The 17,286-nt window shown below is 71.8% G+C and carries 14 protein-coding genes and 1 pseudogene; 5 read left to right on the top strand and 10 right to left on the bottom strand.

Annotation, left to right across the window (positions count from 1 at the left end; translation table 11 throughout):
• Positions 1-13: 13 nt before the first annotated feature.
• Positions 14-406: a chorismate mutase gene (locus GA0070608_RS13995; protein WP_091627951.1), complete on the top strand. Its 393-nt coding sequence runs from the start codon at positions 14-16 to the stop codon at positions 404-406.
• A gap of 135 nt (positions 407-541) precedes the next feature.
• On the opposite strand, the gene GA0070608_RS13990 is transcribed toward GA0070608_RS13995, so the two are convergent.
• The 5 genes from GA0070608_RS13990 to GA0070608_RS13970 form a co-directional block, all read right to left on the bottom strand.
• A complete protein-coding gene (locus GA0070608_RS13990; RefSeq protein ID WP_091627948.1) occupies positions 542-1,555 on the bottom strand; it encodes an ABC transporter ATP-binding protein in 1,014 nt (337 codons plus the stop codon).
• Positions 1,548-2,570, bottom strand: a complete 1,023-nt coding sequence (locus GA0070608_RS13985; RefSeq protein WP_091627946.1) for an ABC transporter ATP-binding protein — start codon at positions 2,568-2,570, stop codon at positions 1,548-1,550. The genes GA0070608_RS13990 and GA0070608_RS13985 overlap by 8 nt, the downstream gene beginning before the upstream one ends.
• A 26-nt stretch (positions 2,571-2,596) precedes the next feature.
• The gene (locus GA0070608_RS13980) at positions 2,597-3,574 is read right to left on the bottom strand and encodes an ABC transporter permease (RefSeq protein WP_091627944.1); all 978 of its coding nucleotides are present in this window, start codon (positions 3,572-3,574) and stop codon (positions 2,597-2,599) included.
• A 72-nt stretch (positions 3,575-3,646) separates the two neighbouring features.
• Positions 3,647-4,573: an ABC transporter permease gene (locus tag GA0070608_RS13975; protein WP_091627942.1), complete on the bottom strand. Its 927-nt coding sequence runs from the start codon at positions 4,571-4,573 to the stop codon at positions 3,647-3,649.
• Positions 4,574-4,720: 147 nt separating this feature from the next.
• Positions 4,721-6,364 (bottom strand): peptide ABC transporter substrate-binding protein, encoded by a 1,644-nt coding sequence (locus GA0070608_RS13970; RefSeq protein WP_091627939.1) that lies wholly within the window; start codon positions 6,362-6,364, stop codon positions 4,721-4,723.
• Positions 6,365-6,796: 432 nt separating this feature from the next.
• Between GA0070608_RS13970 and GA0070608_RS13965 the strand changes: the two genes are divergently transcribed.
• Positions 6,797-7,531: a PIG-L deacetylase family protein gene (locus tag GA0070608_RS13965; RefSeq protein WP_245715784.1), complete on the top strand. Its 735-nt coding sequence runs from the start codon at positions 6,797-6,799 to the stop codon at positions 7,529-7,531.
• Between the two features lie 117 nt (positions 7,532-7,648).
• Here the strand turns inward: GA0070608_RS13965 and GA0070608_RS13960 are convergent, their stop codons facing one another.
• From GA0070608_RS13960 to GA0070608_RS13950, 3 genes are all read right to left on the bottom strand, one after another.
• Entirely contained in the window at positions 7,649-8,806 is a 1,158-nt protein-coding gene (locus tag GA0070608_RS13960; protein ID WP_245715783.1) for a Cys-Gln thioester bond-forming surface protein, read from the bottom strand.
• Between the two features lie 188 nt (positions 8,807-8,994).
• Positions 8,995-9,681 carry a response regulator gene (locus GA0070608_RS13955; RefSeq protein ID WP_091627933.1) on the bottom strand — a complete coding sequence of 229 codons (687 nt, stop codon included), beginning with the start codon at positions 9,679-9,681 and terminating at the stop codon, positions 8,995-8,997.
• The gene (locus GA0070608_RS13950; RefSeq protein ID WP_091627931.1) at positions 9,681-10,946 is read right to left on the bottom strand and encodes an ATP-binding protein; all 1,266 of its coding nucleotides are present in this window, start codon (positions 10,944-10,946) and stop codon (positions 9,681-9,683) included. Before GA0070608_RS13950 ends, GA0070608_RS13955 begins: the two co-directional genes overlap by 1 nt.
• Positions 10,947-11,111: 165 nt before the next feature.
• Here GA0070608_RS13950 and GA0070608_RS13945 point away from each other — a divergent pair, with 165 nt between their 5' ends.
• The 3 genes and pseudogenes from GA0070608_RS13945 (at position 11,112) to GA0070608_RS13935 (ending at position 14,815) form a co-directional block, all read left to right on the top strand.
• The gene (locus tag GA0070608_RS13945; RefSeq protein ID WP_091627928.1) at positions 11,112-12,779 is read left to right on the top strand and encodes a PspC domain-containing protein; all 1,668 of its coding nucleotides are present in this window, start codon (positions 11,112-11,114) and stop codon (positions 12,777-12,779) included.
• Positions 12,776-12,959, top strand: a pseudogene (locus GA0070608_RS13940) (hypothetical protein); the annotation flags it as partial. The gene GA0070608_RS13945 and the pseudogene GA0070608_RS13940, both read left to right, overlap by 4 nt.
• 602 nt (positions 12,960-13,561) lie before the next feature.
• Positions 13,562-14,815, top strand: a complete 1,254-nt coding sequence (locus tag GA0070608_RS13935) for a phosphatidylserine decarboxylase (RefSeq protein ID WP_091635058.1) — start codon at positions 13,562-13,564, stop codon at positions 14,813-14,815.
• A 64-nt stretch (positions 14,816-14,879) separates the two neighbouring features.
• Here the strand turns inward: GA0070608_RS13935 and GA0070608_RS13930 are convergent, their stop codons facing one another.
• Together GA0070608_RS13930 and GA0070608_RS13925 are read right to left on the bottom strand one after the other, a co-directional pair.
• Complete coding sequence (locus GA0070608_RS13930; RefSeq protein ID WP_091627926.1) at positions 14,880-15,800, bottom strand: CDP-alcohol phosphatidyltransferase family protein; 921 nt, start codon at positions 15,798-15,800, stop codon at positions 14,880-14,882.
• Positions 15,801-16,334: 534 nt separating this feature from the next.
• A complete protein-coding gene (locus tag GA0070608_RS13925; RefSeq protein WP_091627923.1) occupies positions 16,335-17,261 on the bottom strand; it encodes an NUDIX hydrolase in 927 nt (308 codons plus the stop codon).
• Between the last annotated feature and the right edge of the window lie 25 nt (positions 17,262-17,286).

The raw sequence follows: 17,286 nt of genomic DNA, 5'->3' as shown, positions 1-17,286 counted from the left end.
CGAGGGATATCCGATGATGACAGACGTGGTGGAGTCCGACGGCAGCCTGGCGCGCCCCGAGGCGGGCCGGCCCGGCCCCGGCGCCTCCGGGTCCCCGGCCGACGTGCCGGGAGGTGCCGACGACACGAAGCCGGAGGCGGGCACCGGCACCCCGGAGCCGACCGCGGCGGCCCGGATCGTCGAGATCCGGGAGCGGATCGACGAGATCGACCGGGCGCTGATCGAGCTGTGGCAGGAGCGGGCCCGGCTCTCCCAGGAGGTCGGGGTGACCCGGATGGCCTCCGGCGGCACCCGGCTGGTGCTGTCCCGGGAACGGGAGATCCTGGAGCGCTTCCGGGCCGCCCTCGGCGCCGACGGCACGCAGCTCGCGCTGCTGCTGCTCCGCGCCGGCCGCGGCCCCCTGTGAGGCGTACGGCGGCAGCGGCCGGCGGGCCCGCCGCGCTCCCCCGGGGCCGGGGTGGGCGCGGCGGTGACGGTGACCCGGAAACGACGGAACCGCCGGCCGTCGTCGCGATGACGTCGGCCGGCGGTTCCGTGGGGGTCACGCCTCGTGCGTCTGCACGATCTCGCGCTTCTCCGCGAAGTGGCAGGCGCTCGGGTGGTCCGAGCCCTTACGGATCTCCAGCAGCGGGACCTGCTCGGCGCAGATGTCCTGCGCCTTCCAGCACCGGGTCCGGAACCGGCAGCCCGACGGCGGGCTGATCGGCGACGGCACGTCACCGGTGAGGCGGATGATCGCCTTGTTGTCCCGCACGGTCGGGTCCGGCACCGGCACGGCCGAGAGCAGCGCCTGGGTGTACGGGTGGGTCGGCCGCTCGTAGATCTCGTCCTCGGTGCCGATCTCGGCGATCTTGCCGAGGTACATCACCGCGACCCGGTCCGACAGGTGCCGGACCACCGACAGGTCGTGCGCGATGAACACGTACGACAGGCCGAACTCGCCCTGGAGCTTCTCCAGCAGGTTCATCACCTGCGCCTGGATCGACACGTCCAGGGCGGAGACCGGCTCGTCGCAGACGATGATCTCGGGCCGCAGGGCGAGCGCCCGGGCGATGCCGATGCGCTGCCGCTGACCGCCGGAGAACTGGTGCGGGTACCGGTTGATGTGCTCCGGGTTGAGGCCCACCAGGTCGAGCAGTTCCTTGACCTTGTCCCGGCGGCTGCTCTTCGGCGCCACCTCCGGGTGGATCTCGAACGGCTCGCCGATCAGGTCACCGACCGTCATCCGCGGGTTCAGCGAGGTGTACGGATCCTGCATCACCAGCTGGATCTGCCGGCGCAGCCGGCGCAGCGCCGGGCCGGAGAGCTTGGAGATGTCCTGGCCCTTGTAGTGGACGCTGCCGCCGGTCGGCTTCTCCAGGTTCATCAGGACCCGGGCCAGCGTCGACTTGCCGCAGCCCGACTCGCCGACCACGCCCAGGGTCTCGCCGGCCTTGAGCTCGAAGGAGACCCCGTCGACCGCCTTGACGTGACCGATGGTCTTCTTGAGCACCACGCCCCGGGTCACGGGATAGTGCTTGACCAGGTCACGGACCTCGAGGATGTTCTCAGTCACGGTTCACCAGCTCCTCGGCGAAGTGGCAGGCGCTGGCCCGGCCGGAGCCGACCTGCAGCAGCGGCGGGATCTTCTCCCGACAGACCGGCTGCACCATGGGGCAACGCGGGTTGAACGGGCAGCCCGGCGGGATGTTCATCAGGTTCGGCGGGAGACCCTTGATCGTCCGGAGCTGCTGACCCCGCTCGTCGAGTCGCGGAATCGAGTTGATCAGGCCGATCGTGTACGGGTGCGCCGGCTTGGCGTACAGGTCGTAGACGTTGGCTTCCTCGACGATCCGGCCCGCGTACATGACCGCGATCCGGTCCGCGACGTCGGCCACCACGCCGAGGTCGTGGGTGATCAGGATCAGGCCCATCTGCCGCTCACGCTGGAGCTCGGCGAGCAGGTCCATGATCTGCGCCTGCACCGTCACGTCGAGCGCGGTGGTCGGCTCGTCGGCGATCAGCACCTCGGGGTCCAGGGCGAGCGACATCGCGATCATCGCGCGCTGCCGCATACCGCCCGAGAACTGGTGCGGGTAGTTGCTGAACCGGCCCTTGGCGTTCGGGATCTTGACCTGGTCGAGCATCTCGATCGCGCGCTTCTTGGCGTCGGAGCGGCTCATGCCGCGCCGCACCCGGAACTGCTCGGCGATCTGGAACCCGATGGTGAAGACCGGGTTCAGCGCCGAGAGCGCGTCCTGGAAGATCATCGCGATGCCCTCGCCGCGGATGCGGCGCCGCTCCTCGGAGGCCATGGCGAGCATGTCCTTGCCGTGGAAGCGGACCTGACCGCCGGTGACGAAGCCGGGCGGCGTGTCGAGGATGCCCATGACGGTCTGCGCGGTGACGCTCTTACCGGAGCCGGACTCGCCGAGCACGGCGAGGGTCTCCCCCGCGTCGACGTGGTACGTGACCCCGTTGATGACCTTGGCGACGCCGTCCCGGGTGCGGAACTCCACCCGGAGGTCGTCGACCTCGAGCAACCTGCCCGAGGGGCGACCGGACGCGCCGGTCGCGGACTGCTCGGACACCAGAATGTCGGACAACTGAATCTCCCCTAGCGGAGTTTCGGATCGAGGGCCTCGCGGACCGTCTCGCCGAGCATCACGAAGCTCAGCACGGCGGTGACGAGGAACCCGGCGGGGAAGAAGAGCAGGTACGGCGCGACGCGGAGGAGGCTCTGCGCCTCATTGATCATGATGCCCCAGGACACCACCGGGCTCTTCAGGCCGACGCCCAGGAAGGACAGCGTCGCCTCGGCGCCGATGTACGAGCCGACCAGGATCGTCCCGTAGACCAGCAGCGGCGCGAGGCAGTTCGGCAGCAGGTGCTTGAGGATGATCCGACCGGTGCTGGCGCCCAGCGCCCGGGCCGCGACGATGTAGTCCGCCTCCTTGGTGGCCAGCACCGAGGAGCGCATCAGCCGCATCACGACCGGCCAGCCCAGCACGATCAGCGACATGCTCACCAGAGCCATGATCTCCGTCTTGCCGTTGCTCGTGCCCGACCCGTTGAAGGTGGTCAGGATGACGATGGCGCCCAGCACGAACGGCAGGCCGAAGAAGACGTCGGCGATACGGGAGAGCACCGCGTCGACCCAGCCGCCCATGTAGCCCGCGATGATGCCCATGGCACCGCCGAAGAGCAGCACACCGAGCACGGAGAGCACGGACACCACGATGGACGCGCGGGCGCCGTAGATCACCCGGGCGAAGACGTCGCGGCCCTGGAGGTCGTAGCCGAACCACGCCTCCGACGACGGGCCGACGAGGCTGTTCTGCAGGCTGCCGTTCTCCGCGTCGCCGGAGCTGAACAGCGAGGGGAAGGCGGTCATCAGCAGGAAGAGGAGGATGAACGTCGCGGAGATCCAGAACAGCGGCTTGCGGCGCAGGTCGCGCCAGGCGTCGCCGAGCAGGCCGCGCGGCTTCTCCTGGCGGGCGTTCTCCGGCAGGCCCGCGTTGGTCGGCGCACCGAGTGCGTTCGGCGCCTGCGCGGGCGGCGTGCTGACGATCGAGGCGGCACTCGGGTCACTCATGCCCGCACCTCGCTCCGCTCGGCACGGGCACGAGCGCCCGCGCACACCGCGATGATGGTTCGTTCGCTGCGCTCACTCATAGCGGATCCTCGGGTCCAGGGCGGCGTAGAGCAGGTCGACCAGCAGGTTCATCAGCAGGTAGACGAGCACCAGGACCACCACGATGGAGACAACGGTAGCGCTCTCCTTGGTGACGATCGCGCGGTAGACCTGCTGGCCGATCCCGTTGATCTGGAAGATGCCCTCGGTGACGATCGCGCCGCCCATCAGGGCGCCGAGGTCGGTGCCGAGCAGGGTCACCACCGGAATGAGCGAGTTGCGCAGCAGGTGGACCCCGACCACCCGGCGCATCGGCAGGCCCTTGGCGATCGCCGTGCGGACGTAGTCGGCGCGGCGGTTCTCCGCGATACTCGTCCGGGCCAACCGGGCGATGTACGCCATCGAGGCACTGCCCAGCACGAAGCCGGGCACGATCAGCTCGGAGAACCGCATCTCGCTGGAGACCGTCGGCTTGACGATGCCCCACTGCACGCCGAGCAGCCACTGGGCCACGAAGCCGATGACGAAGACCGGCAGCGCGATCAGGAAGAGGGTCGAGACCAGGACGAGGTTGTCCAGGAAGCCGTTGCGGCGCAGGCCGGTCAGCACGCCCGCGGCGAGGCCGATGACCGCCTCGATGGCCAGCGCGACCAGGGCCAGCTTCAGGGTGTTCGGGTACGCCGTGGCGATGATGTCGCCGATCTCCCGACCGCCGAAGTTCTGGCCGAAGTCGCCCTGCATCAGGTTCTTCATGTAGTTGCCGTACTGCACGATGAGCGGCTCGTCGAGCTTGAACTTCTCGGTCATCATGTTGACGAAGCTGTCAGGGCAGGGACGCTCGCCACACTTGCCCGCGAACGGGTCACCGGGCACCGACCACACGAGCCAGTAGATCAGGAACGTCGTCCCGAAGAAGACCGGGACGAGTTGGAGTAGCCGTCTCAACAGATAACGGCCCATGGGGTGGTCCTCCAGACAGGGGGCGCGCGTCGGACGGCCGACACGGGGATGACAGACGTGGCGAGGGAGTGTGGTGACACCCCTCGCGGAACGGCCCGGGTCGGGCTCACCGGTAGGTGAGCCCGACCCGGGGTCAGACCGTTCGGATCAGAGCTCGACCGAGGTGAGGTCGAGCTCACCGACGTTGGAGACCTCGAGCTTCTTGATCTTCTCCGAGTGACCGGACTGCTGGCCCTGGAAGTAGACCGGGATCGAGGGGACGTCCTGGTCGATGAGGGCGACAGCCTCGGCGTACTTGGCGTGCGAGGCCTCCAGGCTGGGCGCGGCCATGGCCTCCTTGGCCAGGGCGTCCACCTGCGGGTTGCTGTACTTGCCGTCGTTCGAGGAACCGCCGCTCACGTAGAGCGGGTTGACCCAGTTCTCCACGTCCGGGTAGTCCTGCTGCCAGCCGGCGCGGTACATGCCCTTCATCTTGCCGGCGTTGATGCCCTGACGGAACACCGCGAACGTCGGCACGCCCTCGGCGCGGGCGTTGATGCCGAGGTTCGTCTTGACCTGCTGCGCGACGGCCTCCATCCACTCCTTGTGGCTGGCGTCGGCGTTGTAGTACATGACCAGCTCACCGGTGAAGCCACCAGACTCGGCGAAGAGCTTCTTGGCCTCGTCGACGTTGAACTGGCAGGAGGTGCAGTTACCGGCCTTGGCGCCCGGGGTCAGCGGGTTGGCCCAGCTGTCGGCCGGCTTGCGCGAACCGAAGAAGATCTTGTCGGTGATCTCCTGGCGGTTGATCGACATCGAGATCGCCTTGCGCAGCTTGGCGTTCTGGAAGCGCTTGTCGTAGATCGGGAAGGCGATGATGCCGGTCGACGGGGTGGTCGACGAGATGGCCCGGGGGCCCAGGTCGGTCTTCCACTTGTCGCCCGCGATGGCCGACACCGGGATCTGCTGCTGGAAGTCCAGGTTGCCGGCGAGCAGGTCGTTGTACGCCGCCGTGTCGTCCTGGTACAGCTTGATGTCGACGTCCTTGATCTTCATCTTGTCGTTCAAGGAGTAGTCATCGAAGCGCGTCAGCTTGATCATGACGTCGTCTTCCCACGACACGAACTTGACCGGGCCGTTGCCGATCGGCTTCTTGCCGAACGCCTCGGCGCCCTGGGTGAAGAACGCGTCCGGCAGCGGCATGAAGGTGCTGTAGCCGAGCTTGGTCGGGAACACGGCGGTCGGCGCGGCGAGGGTCACCTCGAAGGTGAACTCGTCGACGACCTTCAGGCCGGACATCTCCTTGGCCTTGGGCTCGGGGGCCTTCTGCGGGCCCTCGGCGCCGTCCGGGTCCTCGGTGTGGACGTCCTCGAAGCCCTGGATGTCGGCGAAGAAGCTGCCGTTCTGCGCGCCGTTCGGCGAGTAGGCACCCCAGTTCCAGGCGTCCACGAAGTTCTTGGCCTTGACGACGGTGCCGTCGTGGAACTTCGCGTCCTTCTTGATCTTGATCGTGTAGACCTTGGAGTCGGTCGTCTCGATCGACTCGGCGGCCGCGTTGCGCGGCGCGCTGCCGTCGTTCGGGTACTCGACCAGACCGGTCCAGAGCCAGTCGATGATCGCCCCACCACCGGTCTCGGTGGTGGCCGCCGGGACCAGGCCGACCTCCGGCTGAGTGCCGTCGATGGTGATCTTGCCGTCGGCGCTCGCGCCAGCGTCGCCGCCGTCGCCGTCGCTGCTCGAGCAACCGGACGCGACGAGCGCGAACGCCGCGCCCAGCGCGACCGCGCTGCTTGCCCGCTTCGAGACTCTCATTCCGAGGGGCCTCCTCTTTCTGAACCTGGATCCGTCGTGGGTTTCACGCACGTGGTGGGGTGACACGTCCGGCGACCCGCATCACGGGAAGCCGGTTTCACCGCAGTGAATTCGGGACAAACTGTTGTACCGATCCGCCGGGCCACCTCGACCGTTCGCGATCGGCACCGCGCACACGAGACCACCACGGCACACCGCCGACAGGCGGGGTCCGCGGTCGTCAGGCCGTACGGAGTGCCTCACACCGGGGCTGAGGTGTTGCCACTGTGACACCCACCGGCCCATTCCGTGAAGGTGCCGTTATCAAGCCGTTAGTTGGTCGCCACGTTGCCGATACCTGAAAAAAGATCATGATGTACGCCGGTCGTACCGCTCTGAGCAGGAAAGACATGGTTCGGCGGGGGTGCTGACCCCGGCGTAGGCTCGGCGGCTGTGAGCTTCCCCGCTTCTGCTCCGGTGCTCGCCGACGTCGTCCGCGCGTTGGCCGTTTTTGCCCATCCGGACGATGTCGACTTCGGCTGTGCGGCCACCATCGCCACCTGGGTGGACGAGGGTGTCGACGTGTCGTACCTGCTTGTCACCCGGGGCGACTCCGGAGGGTCCGACGACATCCCACGCGCCGAGGTGGGCCGACTACGGGAGGAGGAGCAGCGGGCGGCAGCCGCCGCGGTCGGCGTACGGCAGGTCGAGTTTCTCGACGGGTACCTCGACGGCACCCTCGCCCCGACGCTCGACCTGCGCCGGGACATCACGGCGGCGATCCGCCGGTTCCGGCCCGACCGGGTACTGACCAACTCGCCGCTGCGCCGGTGGGAGCAGCTCGTCGGGCCCGGTCACCCGGACCACCTCGCCGTGGGCGAGGCCACCACCTGCGCGGTCTACCCGGACGCGCGCAACCGGTTCGCCCACCAGGAGCTGCTGGCCGAGGGGCTGGAGCCGTGGGTGGTCCGGGAGATCTGGTACGCCGGCGGCCCCGCGCCGGACCATGCCGTCGACGTCACCGACCGGTACGCGCGCAAGGTCGCCGCCATGGCGGCACACCGCTCACAGACCGGGCGGATGGACGTGGCGACCTGGGTGCGGGACCAGCTCACCGCTGCGGCGGACGAGGCCGGGCTGCCGGCCGGTCGGCTGGCCGAGTCTTTCACCGTGCTGCGCACCGGGTGAGCTGAACGGTGCGGTCCGCCCGCCGCCGACAACGCCACCGCGCCGCGGCCGAACGGGCTCCGGCCCCGGCACCGCGCGAGGGCGGTGCCGGGGCCGGAGCCGTGCAACGGACGTCGATCAGGCCGTGAAACGCAGCTTGCGACGACGGAACACCAGCACGGCGACCGCGCCGGCGGCCAGCAGGGCCACGCCGCCCGCGATCGCGGCGGCGATCGGGGAGCCGGTCAGCGGCAGGTCTCCACCGCTGCTCGCGGGCGAGGTCGACGGGGCCGGGCTGTCCACCGGGGCGGTCGGCGACGGCGATTCCGCGGGCGCGCTCGGCGATGGCGACTCCGCCGGGGCGCTCGGCGTCGGCGACTCGGTCGGGGCGGCGGCGAACGCGGCCCCAGCCTTGGCGGTCACGGTCTCGCCAGCGCTGCCGCCGAGGATCAGCTTCTGCGCGGCGCGCTCGCCGGTGAAGAGGAAGACCCGGCCGAAGGAGACCGAGCCCTGGGCGGAAACAGTCACCTTCACCTCGCCCGCGCCGTCCGCGGTCAGCCAGAACTGCCCGCCGTTGGTGGTCGTGGTGACCGGCTTGCCCTCGGCGTCGACCGCCGAGCCGCCGCTGGCCGCGACGGTGATCTCGCCCGCCGGGCCCTTGACCGTGAACGGGCCGGCCTTCTCGCCGACGGTGGCCTTGGCGCTGGCCGGGTCGACGCTCAGGTCGGCCTTCGGCTCGGGCTGGTCCGTGGCGTTGGCGACCAGGTAGTCGCGGACCTTCTTGACCACGTCGTACTTGTCCTTGGCGAGCAGGTCCTTGCCCTCGACCCAGTCACCGAGCTTGACCTCGTCGCTGAAGTGCCAGACGGCGGTCTGCGTGCCGAAGTAGAGCAGGTTGTCGACGTCGGCCTGCGCCGGCGCGGTGGCACCGGCGGCGGCCAGCAGCTTGGCGGAGTCGGCGTTCGGGTAGCCGTGGGTGAGCACCCACTGCACCTTGCCGAGGTTCTTCACCTGGGACTCGCCCCAGGTGCCCTCCTGGTACTTCTCGTTGAGCGCCACCTTGGTGTGGTAGTCGATGCAGAAGGCCGGGACGAGCTTGCCGTCGATCTCGAGCGCGAGCGCGCTCTGCTGCCCCACCTTGCCGTTGAGCATCAGCTTGGCGCTGGCGCCCGCCGTCTTGGCCACGCCGGTGGCCGGAGTGGCGGCGGCCGGAAGTGCGGAGCCGAGCGCCAGGGCGCCACCGGCGACGGTCGCCAGGGCGATCCGCGCCCAGCGTCGTCCTCGTTGTCCGAACATCAAGATTCGTGCACCTCTCCCCAGGGGTGACCCGCGCACGGCGGGTTGCGTGAAGCCGCCGTTCCCGCGGGATGTGCACCACCCGCACGCGAGAACGCGACGGGGCATTATGAGACGAAAGTTGATCGCTTGTCAGCCCCTGTGGACCGAATTCGTCGCTTTCATCCGAAATTACGGGAAGAAATGGATCACACGAGCCGACGATCGGCCGCCCAGCGGGACAACTCGTACCTGTTGGACATCTGGAGCTTGCGGAGCACGTTCGACACGTGCGTCTCCACGGTCTTGATGGAGATGTAGAGCTCCTTGGCGATCTCCTTGTAGGCGTACCCGCGGGCGAGCAGCCGCAGCACCTCGCGCTCGCGGTTGGTGAGTTGGTCCAGCTCCGGATCGGCCACCGGGGCGTCGGGACGGGCCGCGAACGCGTCCAGCACGAACCCCGCCAACCGGGGACTGAACACCGCGTCGCCGTCGGCCACCCGGCGGACCGCGGCGGCCAGCTCCTCCGGGGAGATCGTCTTCGTGACGTAGCCCCGCGCGCCGGCCCGGATCAGCCCGATCACGTCTTCCGCCGCGTCCGAGACGCTCAGCGCCAGGAACTTGACCTGCGGGTGGGTACGCCGCATCGCCTCCAGCACCGCCCGGCCGCCGCCGTCAGGCATGTGCACGTCGAGCAGCACCACGTCGGGCGACGTGGCGGCGATCCGGGTGACCGCCTCGCCGACGGTGCTCGCCTCGCCCACCACCTCGACGTGCGCCCCCAGCTCGGCACGGACCCCCGCCCGGAACATGGCGTGGTCGTCGACGAGGAAGACCCGCAGCCGCGCGGCGCGGGCAGCCGCCCCCTCGACCGGTTCCATCGACTGCTCGGTCATCACTTGTCCCTCTCCGCCGTTGCCGGGTCCCGGGTGATCGGCAGGATCAACCGGACCTCGGTCCCTTCCCCCGGCTCGGAGCGGATCTCCGCCCGGCCGCCGTGCCGCTTCATCCGCCCGATGATCGAGCCCCGGACCCCGTGCCGGTGATCCTCCACGGTATCCGGGTCGAAGCCCTTCCCCCGGTCCCGGACGAAGACGCTGACCTGCTCGGGCTCGACCTCGGCATAGAGCGAGACGGTCTGCACCCCGGCGTGCCGGGCGGCGTTCACCAGCGCCTCGCGGGCGGCCGCCACCAGCGCGCCAACCCGCTCGTCGGTCTCCCGGTCGCCGACCACCACGGCCTCCACCGCGATCGCGAACGTGTCCTCGACCTCGGCGGCGGCCTGCTCCAGGGCTGCGGCGAACCGCTCGGTGGGCGAGCTGGTGGGCTTGTAGAGCCAGTTGCGCAACGAGCGTTCCTGACCCCGGGCGAGCCGCTGGACGGCCTTCACGTCGCTCGCGTTGCGCTGGATCAGGGCCAGGGTGTGCAACACCTGGTCGTGCACCATAGCGGCCAGTTCGGCCCGCTCCTGCTCGCGGATGCGGCCCTCGCGCTCCGACCGGAGCTGGTTGTACGTCCGCCACAGCACCGGCGCGGCCACCACGCCGACCCCGGCGAGCCCGACCAGGGCGAAGATCACGCCGTTGAGCACGGCGTCGAAGTTCTGCGCCGGGGAGTACACCGCGGCGACGCCGATGATGCCGACCGCGACCAGCACCCCGCCGCCGATGAACCGGAGCACGAAGGCCCGCCGGTCGCTCTCCTCCACCACCGCGCCCAGCCAGGGCACCGGCATGGAGTCGCCCCACTGCTGCCGCCGTTCCGGAGCCGACTGGTGCCAGATCACCCCGGCTCCGACCGCGATGATCGCTACCAGCCAGCCGGCGGTGCCGGCCGCGCCGACCGAGTCGAAGACCATCACCTGCACCAGCAGCACCCCGAGGCCGATCGCCACGAACGGCAGCAACTGGGCGAGGTCCCTGCGCGGCGGTACGGCGGTGTCGCCCGGACGCAGCGGCACGACCGCCCAGAAGGCCGCGTAGAGCAGCAGGCCGAGCCCGCTCAGCCCGAGCAGCACCATGAAGGCCACCCGCACCCGCAGCACGGAGATGCCGAGGTGGTCGGCGATGCCGGCGGCCACCCCCGCGGCCATCCGATGCTCGGGGGCGCGGTAGAGGCGGGCTGGCTGGGTCACGGCGCTGATCGGAGACTCCCTGGTCACGGTGGCACGGAGCGGGCGACGGTCCGTCGCCGGAATCGATCGTCACACGACGGGCCGCCACCCGACCACGGGGACGCCCCCGACATCCGGGCCGTCGGGATCTCAGGGTGGGGTCAGGGTCGGGTCCTGAGGCTCTCCGGCGGGTCGGGACAGCAGGATCGAGGTATGACCGAGGAAGCTGCCCAGTCCGCCGGCCCCGGGGCGGCACAGCCGGGTGGGCCGCCCCCCACCGCGACACCGCCCAGGGGGCCCGCGCCCGCCGGCTCCTGGGGGCCACCGCCCGTGACCGCACCGCCCGTGACCGGCGACGCGGGTGGGCCACCGCCCGGCGCGGGACCGCAGCCGTCGTTCGGCGGCACCGGCTTCACCTCGCGGTACGGGCTGGTGCGCCCCCGCGACGGCCGCTACCTGGCCGGCGTCTGCGCGGCGATCGGCCGGGCCACCAACACCGATCCGGTCCTCTGGCGGGTGTTGCTGGCGGTGCTCGGCTTCTTCGGCGGCATCGGCATCCTGGTCTACGTCACCGCCTGGCTGATCATCCCGGGCGAGGGGGACAGCGCCTCCCCCGTCGAGTCGATGCTGGGCCGGGGTCGGTCCAGCATGTCCCCGGTCACCGTGATCGTGTTGAGCATCCTGGTCGCGATCAGTTTCGGCTACATCGTCACCGACGCGTTCCGGGCGGTGCTGCTCGGCGCCACGATCCTGGTGGGCGGCGCGCTGCTGTTGAACCGCGACAACAGGGGCGCTCAGGGCCCGCCGGTCGGCCCCGTACCGCCGGGTCCGCCCACCGCCCCGCCCGGGCCGGTGCCGCCGGTCGGCTATCCCGCCCCGGCCGCGTACGCGGCCCCGCCGACCGTGGCCGTACCCCCCGTGGCGGGCCCGGTCCCGACCCCGCCGGTGGCCGCCGTCCACGCCGCCTGGTCCGCCCCGGTCCCCGGCCGGCAGGCCGAGCCGACCGCCGAACTGCCCGCCTGGCCGCCAGCCGCCCCGACTCCGCCCGTCGTCCCCCCGACGGGTACGCCGACCGCCGGCTGGCCGACGGCCGCGCCCACCTCCGGCTGGCCCGCCGCCACCTCGGGGGCACCGGGACCGGGTCACCCGATGCCGCCGCCCCTGCCCCCGGGCTACCGGCCCCCGTTCGCCCCGCACGGCCCGTACGCCGGGCAGACCGTCGTGCCGCCCGCGCCGCCGAAGCCGCCGGTGAAGCCGCCGAAGCGACCGCGCGAGCGCTCCCCGCTCGGCGCGGTGACGTTCTCGCTGATCTTCCTCGCCCTGGGCGTGGTCGCCGTCATCGACCTGCTGGACGTCTTCGACGTCGGGGCGTCGGCGTACTTCGCGGCCACGTTGGCCACCATCGGGCTCGGCCTGCTGGTCGGCACCTGGTTCGGCCGGGCCCGATGGCTGATCGCGCTCGGCCTGGTGGCCGCCGCCGCGCTCGGGGTGGCCACCGTGGCCGAGTCCTACGACCGGATCCGGGGTGTCGACGGCAACGTCACCTGGGCGCCCACCGACCACCGTGACCTCGCCCTGCGGTACGAGAACAGCTTCGGCGACGCGGTCCTGGACCTGCGCGGGGTCGACTTCGACAAGAAGAACACCGAGATCACCGTCTCCGTCAACTTCGGCGAGTGCACGGTGGTGGTGCCACCGAACGTCGACGTCACCACGGTGGCCGACGTCAACGCCGGCGACGCGGTCGTCTTCGGCAAGCGCTCCGGCGGGCTCGCCGGGGAGCTGCGGGAGGCGGCCGACCTGGGCCCGGACGGCCCCGGCGGCGGAACGCTGCGCCTCTACATCCACGTCAACGCCGGCAACCTGGAGGTGACCCGGTGAAGGTCCACCGCACCGACATCGTGTCGTTCGCCTTCGGGCTGGTCTTCCTCGGCCTCGCCGCCTGGTGGCTGCTCGCCCAACTGCTCGGGCTCGCCCTCCCGCCGGTCGGCTGGTTCCTGGCCGGCGCGCTGATCCTGATCGGACTGCTGGGCCTGGTGGGCGCGCTGCGCTCCGGGCGGTCCGCCGACGCGGCCACCTCCGACGTCGCCACCGACGCCACATCCGACTCCGCCTTCGACGCCCCGGGCGCGGCCGAGGCCGTCTCCACCCCGCCGGCTTCGGAACTGGTGCACCGGACGTCGGATCGACCGGCCACCGAGTCGGAACCGGTGGACCGGACCTCGGATCGGCCGGCCACCGAGGTCGACCCGACGCGGTGGGACCTCGACCGGGCCGCACCGGCCGACGACCCGGCGGCGTGGGGTGGCCAGCGGTCCGACTGGGGCGAACGGTCCGACTGGGGCGGGCGGCCCGAGCGGGACGAGGCCGACGAGTGGCCGACGGAGGCCGTCACCGACGTCCGGCCCGAGGCGGTCGAGGACCGCGCCGCTGACGAGGAGGACGCCCCGGCGGGCCGGGGCGACGAGCCCTCGGCCGGTGGGGAGCGCCAGCGCGGCTGACCACAGCGGTGCGGCCGGCCTCGGTGGCGGCCTATGCTGGCCGGTGGAGAACTCGCCTCCGCCGGCCGGCCCGCGCCGACCTGGCGCCGCGCCGGCCGGACCGCGCCGCCGTGGTGGTCCCGCCGCGATTCCCGTCTCTACCCCGTCAGGAGTCCGTCCGACATGACGCAGTCCCCCGCCGTGCGCACCTTCGGCCGGTCCGGTCCGGTCCGCATCGGCGAGCGAGCCGCCCGTACCCTCGTCTCCGAACTCGCCCGGATCAACGACCCGAAGGCCGCGCTGCTGGTCGGCGCGACGCCCGAGTCCGCGGTGCTGGCCGCGGCGATCGAGGCGCTGCTGCCCGGCGACACCCTGACCCTGGTGCCCGCCGACTCGACCTCCTCGGCGGCCCTCCGGGAGCACGTCACCGCCCAGGGCCGCTGGGTGGCCGACCGGGTCCGCGTGGTCGACACCCTCGCCGAGGCCGAGCCCGCCGCCGTGGTCGTCGCCGGGGAGCCGCTCACCGGCACGGCCGACGAGACCCGCGCCGCCGTCGAGGGCCTGACGAAGTACCTCGCCGACGGCGCGGTGCTGAGCGTGGCCACGACCGCCACGCCGGGGCGTACCGCGGGCGCTGCCGCCGAGTTGGACCGGCAGGGCGCGCTGTACGGCGTCGGCGTCGACCTGGTGCTGCGCAACACGCCGCCGCTGCGGGTGTACCGGCTGCGCTACACCCCGGCCGACGCCGCCTCGGCGGCCCGGCTGGCCCCGGCGTACCGCCCGTCCAGCGTCCCGCTGACCCGCGGCATGCACATCGACTCCAACGGGGTGGCGGCGGCCGGCATCGCGCTGGGCCTGGCCGCGGTGGCTCGGGCGACCCGGCCGAAGTCGAAGCTCTGGCTGCTCCCGGCCCTGGCCGCGGCCCCGGTGGCCGCCTTCTTCCGGGACCCGGAGCGCGACGTGCCGGAGGACCCGTCGGCAGTGGTCGCCTCGGCCGACGGGCGGGTGCTGTCCGTGCAGCGGCTGCACGACGAGCGCTTCGGCGAGGGCGAGTGGCTGCGGATCGCGGTCTTCCTGTCGGTGCTGGACGTGCACGTCAACCGTGCCCCGGTGGCCGGCAAGGTGGTCGACTACTTCGTCGCCGACGGCGGCTTCGCCAACGCGATGAAGCCGGCGGCGGAGCACAACGTGGCCGCGTACACGGTGTTGGACACCGCACGCGGGACGGTGGTCGTGGCGCAGCGAACCGGCCTGATCGCCCGGCGGATCGTGCAGCGGGCGCCGATCGGCGCGCTGCTGGCCCGGGGTGAGCGCTTCGGCCTGATCCGGTTCGGCTCGCGTACCGACGTCTACCTGCCGGCCGACGCCGCGGAGCCGCTGGTCGGCCCCGGGGACAAGGTCGTCGGGGGCGCGAGCGTCATCGCCCGCTGGCGCTGAGGTCGAACGGACGACACGAAGAAGGGGCGCCGCGGATCGCGGCGCCCCTTCTCGCGTACGTGGGTCAGGCGGTGCGGCGCTGACGCAGCCAGAGCACCGGGCCGCTGACCAGGTAGCCGACCACGATCAGGGCGAAGGTGAGCCGGATGTCGACCAGTGCGCCGATCACCGGGGCCAGCCACAGCCACGGCGGCAGCTTCACCAGTCGGGCGAGCTTCGCGTAGGGGAAGCTGGAGACCATGGCGAAGGCGAGCAGCGCCACGCCGGCGACCTGGACGATGCCCGGCACGGGCAGCCCGATGGCGACGGTCAGGGCGAGCACGGCGGCCGCCATCGTGGTGGGTACGCCGCAGAAGAACCTGCCGTCCTTCGGCGAGACGTTGAACCGGGCCAGCCGGATCGCCGCGCACGCCGCGACGAGGGCACAGGCCACCGCGGCGGCCGGTGTGGAGACCGAGCCGGCCAGCGAGGCGTAGACCACCACGGGGGCGGCGAGCCCGAACGAGCACATGTCGGCCAGCGAGTCCATCTGTGCGCCGAACGGGCTGGCCACGCCGAACCTGCGGGCGAGCGCCCCGTCGAGGCCGTCGAAGATGACGCAGGCGATCAGGCAGAGCGCGGCGATCCGCACCTCGCCCTGCATGGCCAGGAAGATCGCCAGCATGCCGAGCATCAGGCTGCTGAGCGTGCAGGCGTTGACCACCGCGAACTTCATCCGGCGGGCGACGGTCCGCTCGCCGGGGAGCAGCGGGATCGACATCGCCGACTCGTCGTCGACCGGGGTCGTGGGGCCGACGGCGGGGCTGACCGGGATGACCGAGGCGACCTCGGCGCGCTCGACCCGGGTCAGCCCGTAGCGGCGGCGCGGCCGGTCGGCGTAGCGGTGCTCGGGCAGTGCGAGGTCTCCGGTTCCGTGCAGGTCACCGTCGCGGCGACCGACCCGGACCAGCAGCACCTGTCGGGCGAGCGTGCTGCTGCGGCGCAACGGGCCCGCCCAGCGACGCCCTGCGGGACGCGGACTGTCAGTGGTACGACGCCGGCGCCATGGGGCTCTCGGCACGTTTCCTCCATCACCGGATCGGCTGACCACCACGAGGGTGGGCGTCCGGCTGTCTCGTGCCGGACCTTTCTGGCCCGGCAGCCGTTTTGCGGAGTACACCATCGCATAAGGGAACGGGGGTTGGCGATAGCTGCCGGCGGTACTTATATCTGGTCTAACCGCGCAAACCGCTCTCTGATTCCCATCCCGGGCCCCATCGCCCGTTTCATCCACCAACCCCACATCGAATGTACCGGACCTTGTCTCGGCCGGCTCGGCGAGCGTGCGCCGGGGACCGGGGTTCGGTCACGGACGCTCGCCCGCAGGCCCGGCACCCCCAGGCCGGGGCGGTGCCGGGCCGCGATCCCGGGTGAGCAGCGCACGGCGCCGACCGCGATCCCCGACTAGCAGCTCACGGCGCCGGGCGCGGTCCCGGGTGAACAGCTCACGGCGCCGGTCGCGATCGCCCCGTGATGCGGCTCACGGACGATCGCCTGTGGGGCCGGCGGCCAACGCGAACGAGGCGATCTCGGTGAGCGGCAGCCCGGCGAGCTGCTCAGGCGCGAACCAGGCCGCCCGGGCGGTGGAGCCGCCAGCCAGCTCCGTCACCCGCGCCTCGGTCGGCACGTCGACCGCCACCCGGTAGACCGCCTGGATGCCGTGCCAGTCGATCGGGCGCCCCTCCGGGCCCAGCGCTGCCGGATTGTGCAGGCTTTCGACGCCGATCAGCTCGACCATCCGGCCGAGCTGGCCGGACTCCTCGACCAGTTCGCGCAGCAGCGCGGCGACCGGTTGCTCCCCGTGGTCGGTCCCGCCGCCGGGCAGGTGCCACCGGCCCGCGCCCGGGTAGCCGTCCGCGATCATGGTGAGCAGCACCCGGCCGGCGGGGTCGATGACCAGCCCGTACGCCCCGAAGCGCTGTCGCCGGTCGGCCGGGGGCGTGCTGGCCGGCCCGGCCACCGGGGATCGGGGCAGATCCGGCGGCAGGGGCGAGACGGGCAGGCCGAGCAGGTCGGCGGTGAACGGCATCAGCGGCACTGTCGCCGCCTCGGCGGTGGTGAACCAGGCCAGCCCGTCGCTGCCGCCGGCCGGCTCCGGCCGCGGTTCCCCGCCCCGCGTGGTGATGTCGAACACCAGACGGTCGGTGTGCACGGCGACGCCGGCGTCACGGAAGGTCGTCACGTCGGCGAGCACGGCCCGCAGCCCGGTCACCTCCACGGCGAGGCCGGTCTCCTCGGCGAACTCGCGGACCACCGCGTGCGCCGGATGCTCGGCGTGCTCCAGCCCGCCCCCGGGAAGCTGCCAGACCCCCGGAAACGGACCCGAGGCAGAGCCCCGGGCCAACAACACCCGCCCGCCCGGGCCCCGACACACCCCGTACGCCCCGACCCGCCGCCGTTGCTCCAACCGCCCGTACTCCCCCGCCCGCGTC

The organism is Micromonospora peucetia, assembly GCF_900091625.1.
GTDB classification, from domain to species: Bacteria; Actinomycetota; Actinomycetes; order Mycobacteriales; family Micromonosporaceae; genus Micromonospora; species Micromonospora peucetia.
This window is presented reverse-complemented; position numbering and strand designations above follow the sequence as displayed.

Coding starts and splice junctions, on each gene's coding strand:
- GA0070608_RS13995 (WP_091627951.1), top strand. CDS start 14: ATGATGACAGACGTGGTGGAGTCCGACGGCAGCCTGGCGCGCCCCGAG.
- GA0070608_RS13980 (WP_091627944.1), bottom strand. CDS start 3,574: ATGAGTGACCCGAGTGCCGCCTCGATCGTCAGCACGCCGCCCGCGCAG.
- GA0070608_RS13975 (WP_091627942.1), bottom strand. CDS start 4,573: ATGGGCCGTTATCTGTTGAGACGGCTACTCCAACTCGTCCCGGTCTTC.
- GA0070608_RS13970 (WP_091627939.1), bottom strand. CDS start 6,364: ATGAGAGTCTCGAAGCGGGCAAGCAGCGCGGTCGCGCTGGGCGCGGCG.
- GA0070608_RS13960 (WP_245715783.1), bottom strand. CDS start 8,806: ATGTTCGGACAACGAGGACGACGCTGGGCGCGGATCGCCCTGGCGACC.
- GA0070608_RS13955 (WP_091627933.1), bottom strand. CDS start 9,681: ATGACCGAGCAGTCGATGGAACCGGTCGAGGGGGCGGCTGCCCGCGCC.
- GA0070608_RS13945 (WP_091627928.1), top strand. CDS start 11,112: ATGACCGAGGAAGCTGCCCAGTCCGCCGGCCCCGGGGCGGCACAGCCG.
- GA0070608_RS13935 (WP_091635058.1), top strand. CDS start 13,562: ATGACGCAGTCCCCCGCCGTGCGCACCTTCGGCCGGTCCGGTCCGGTC.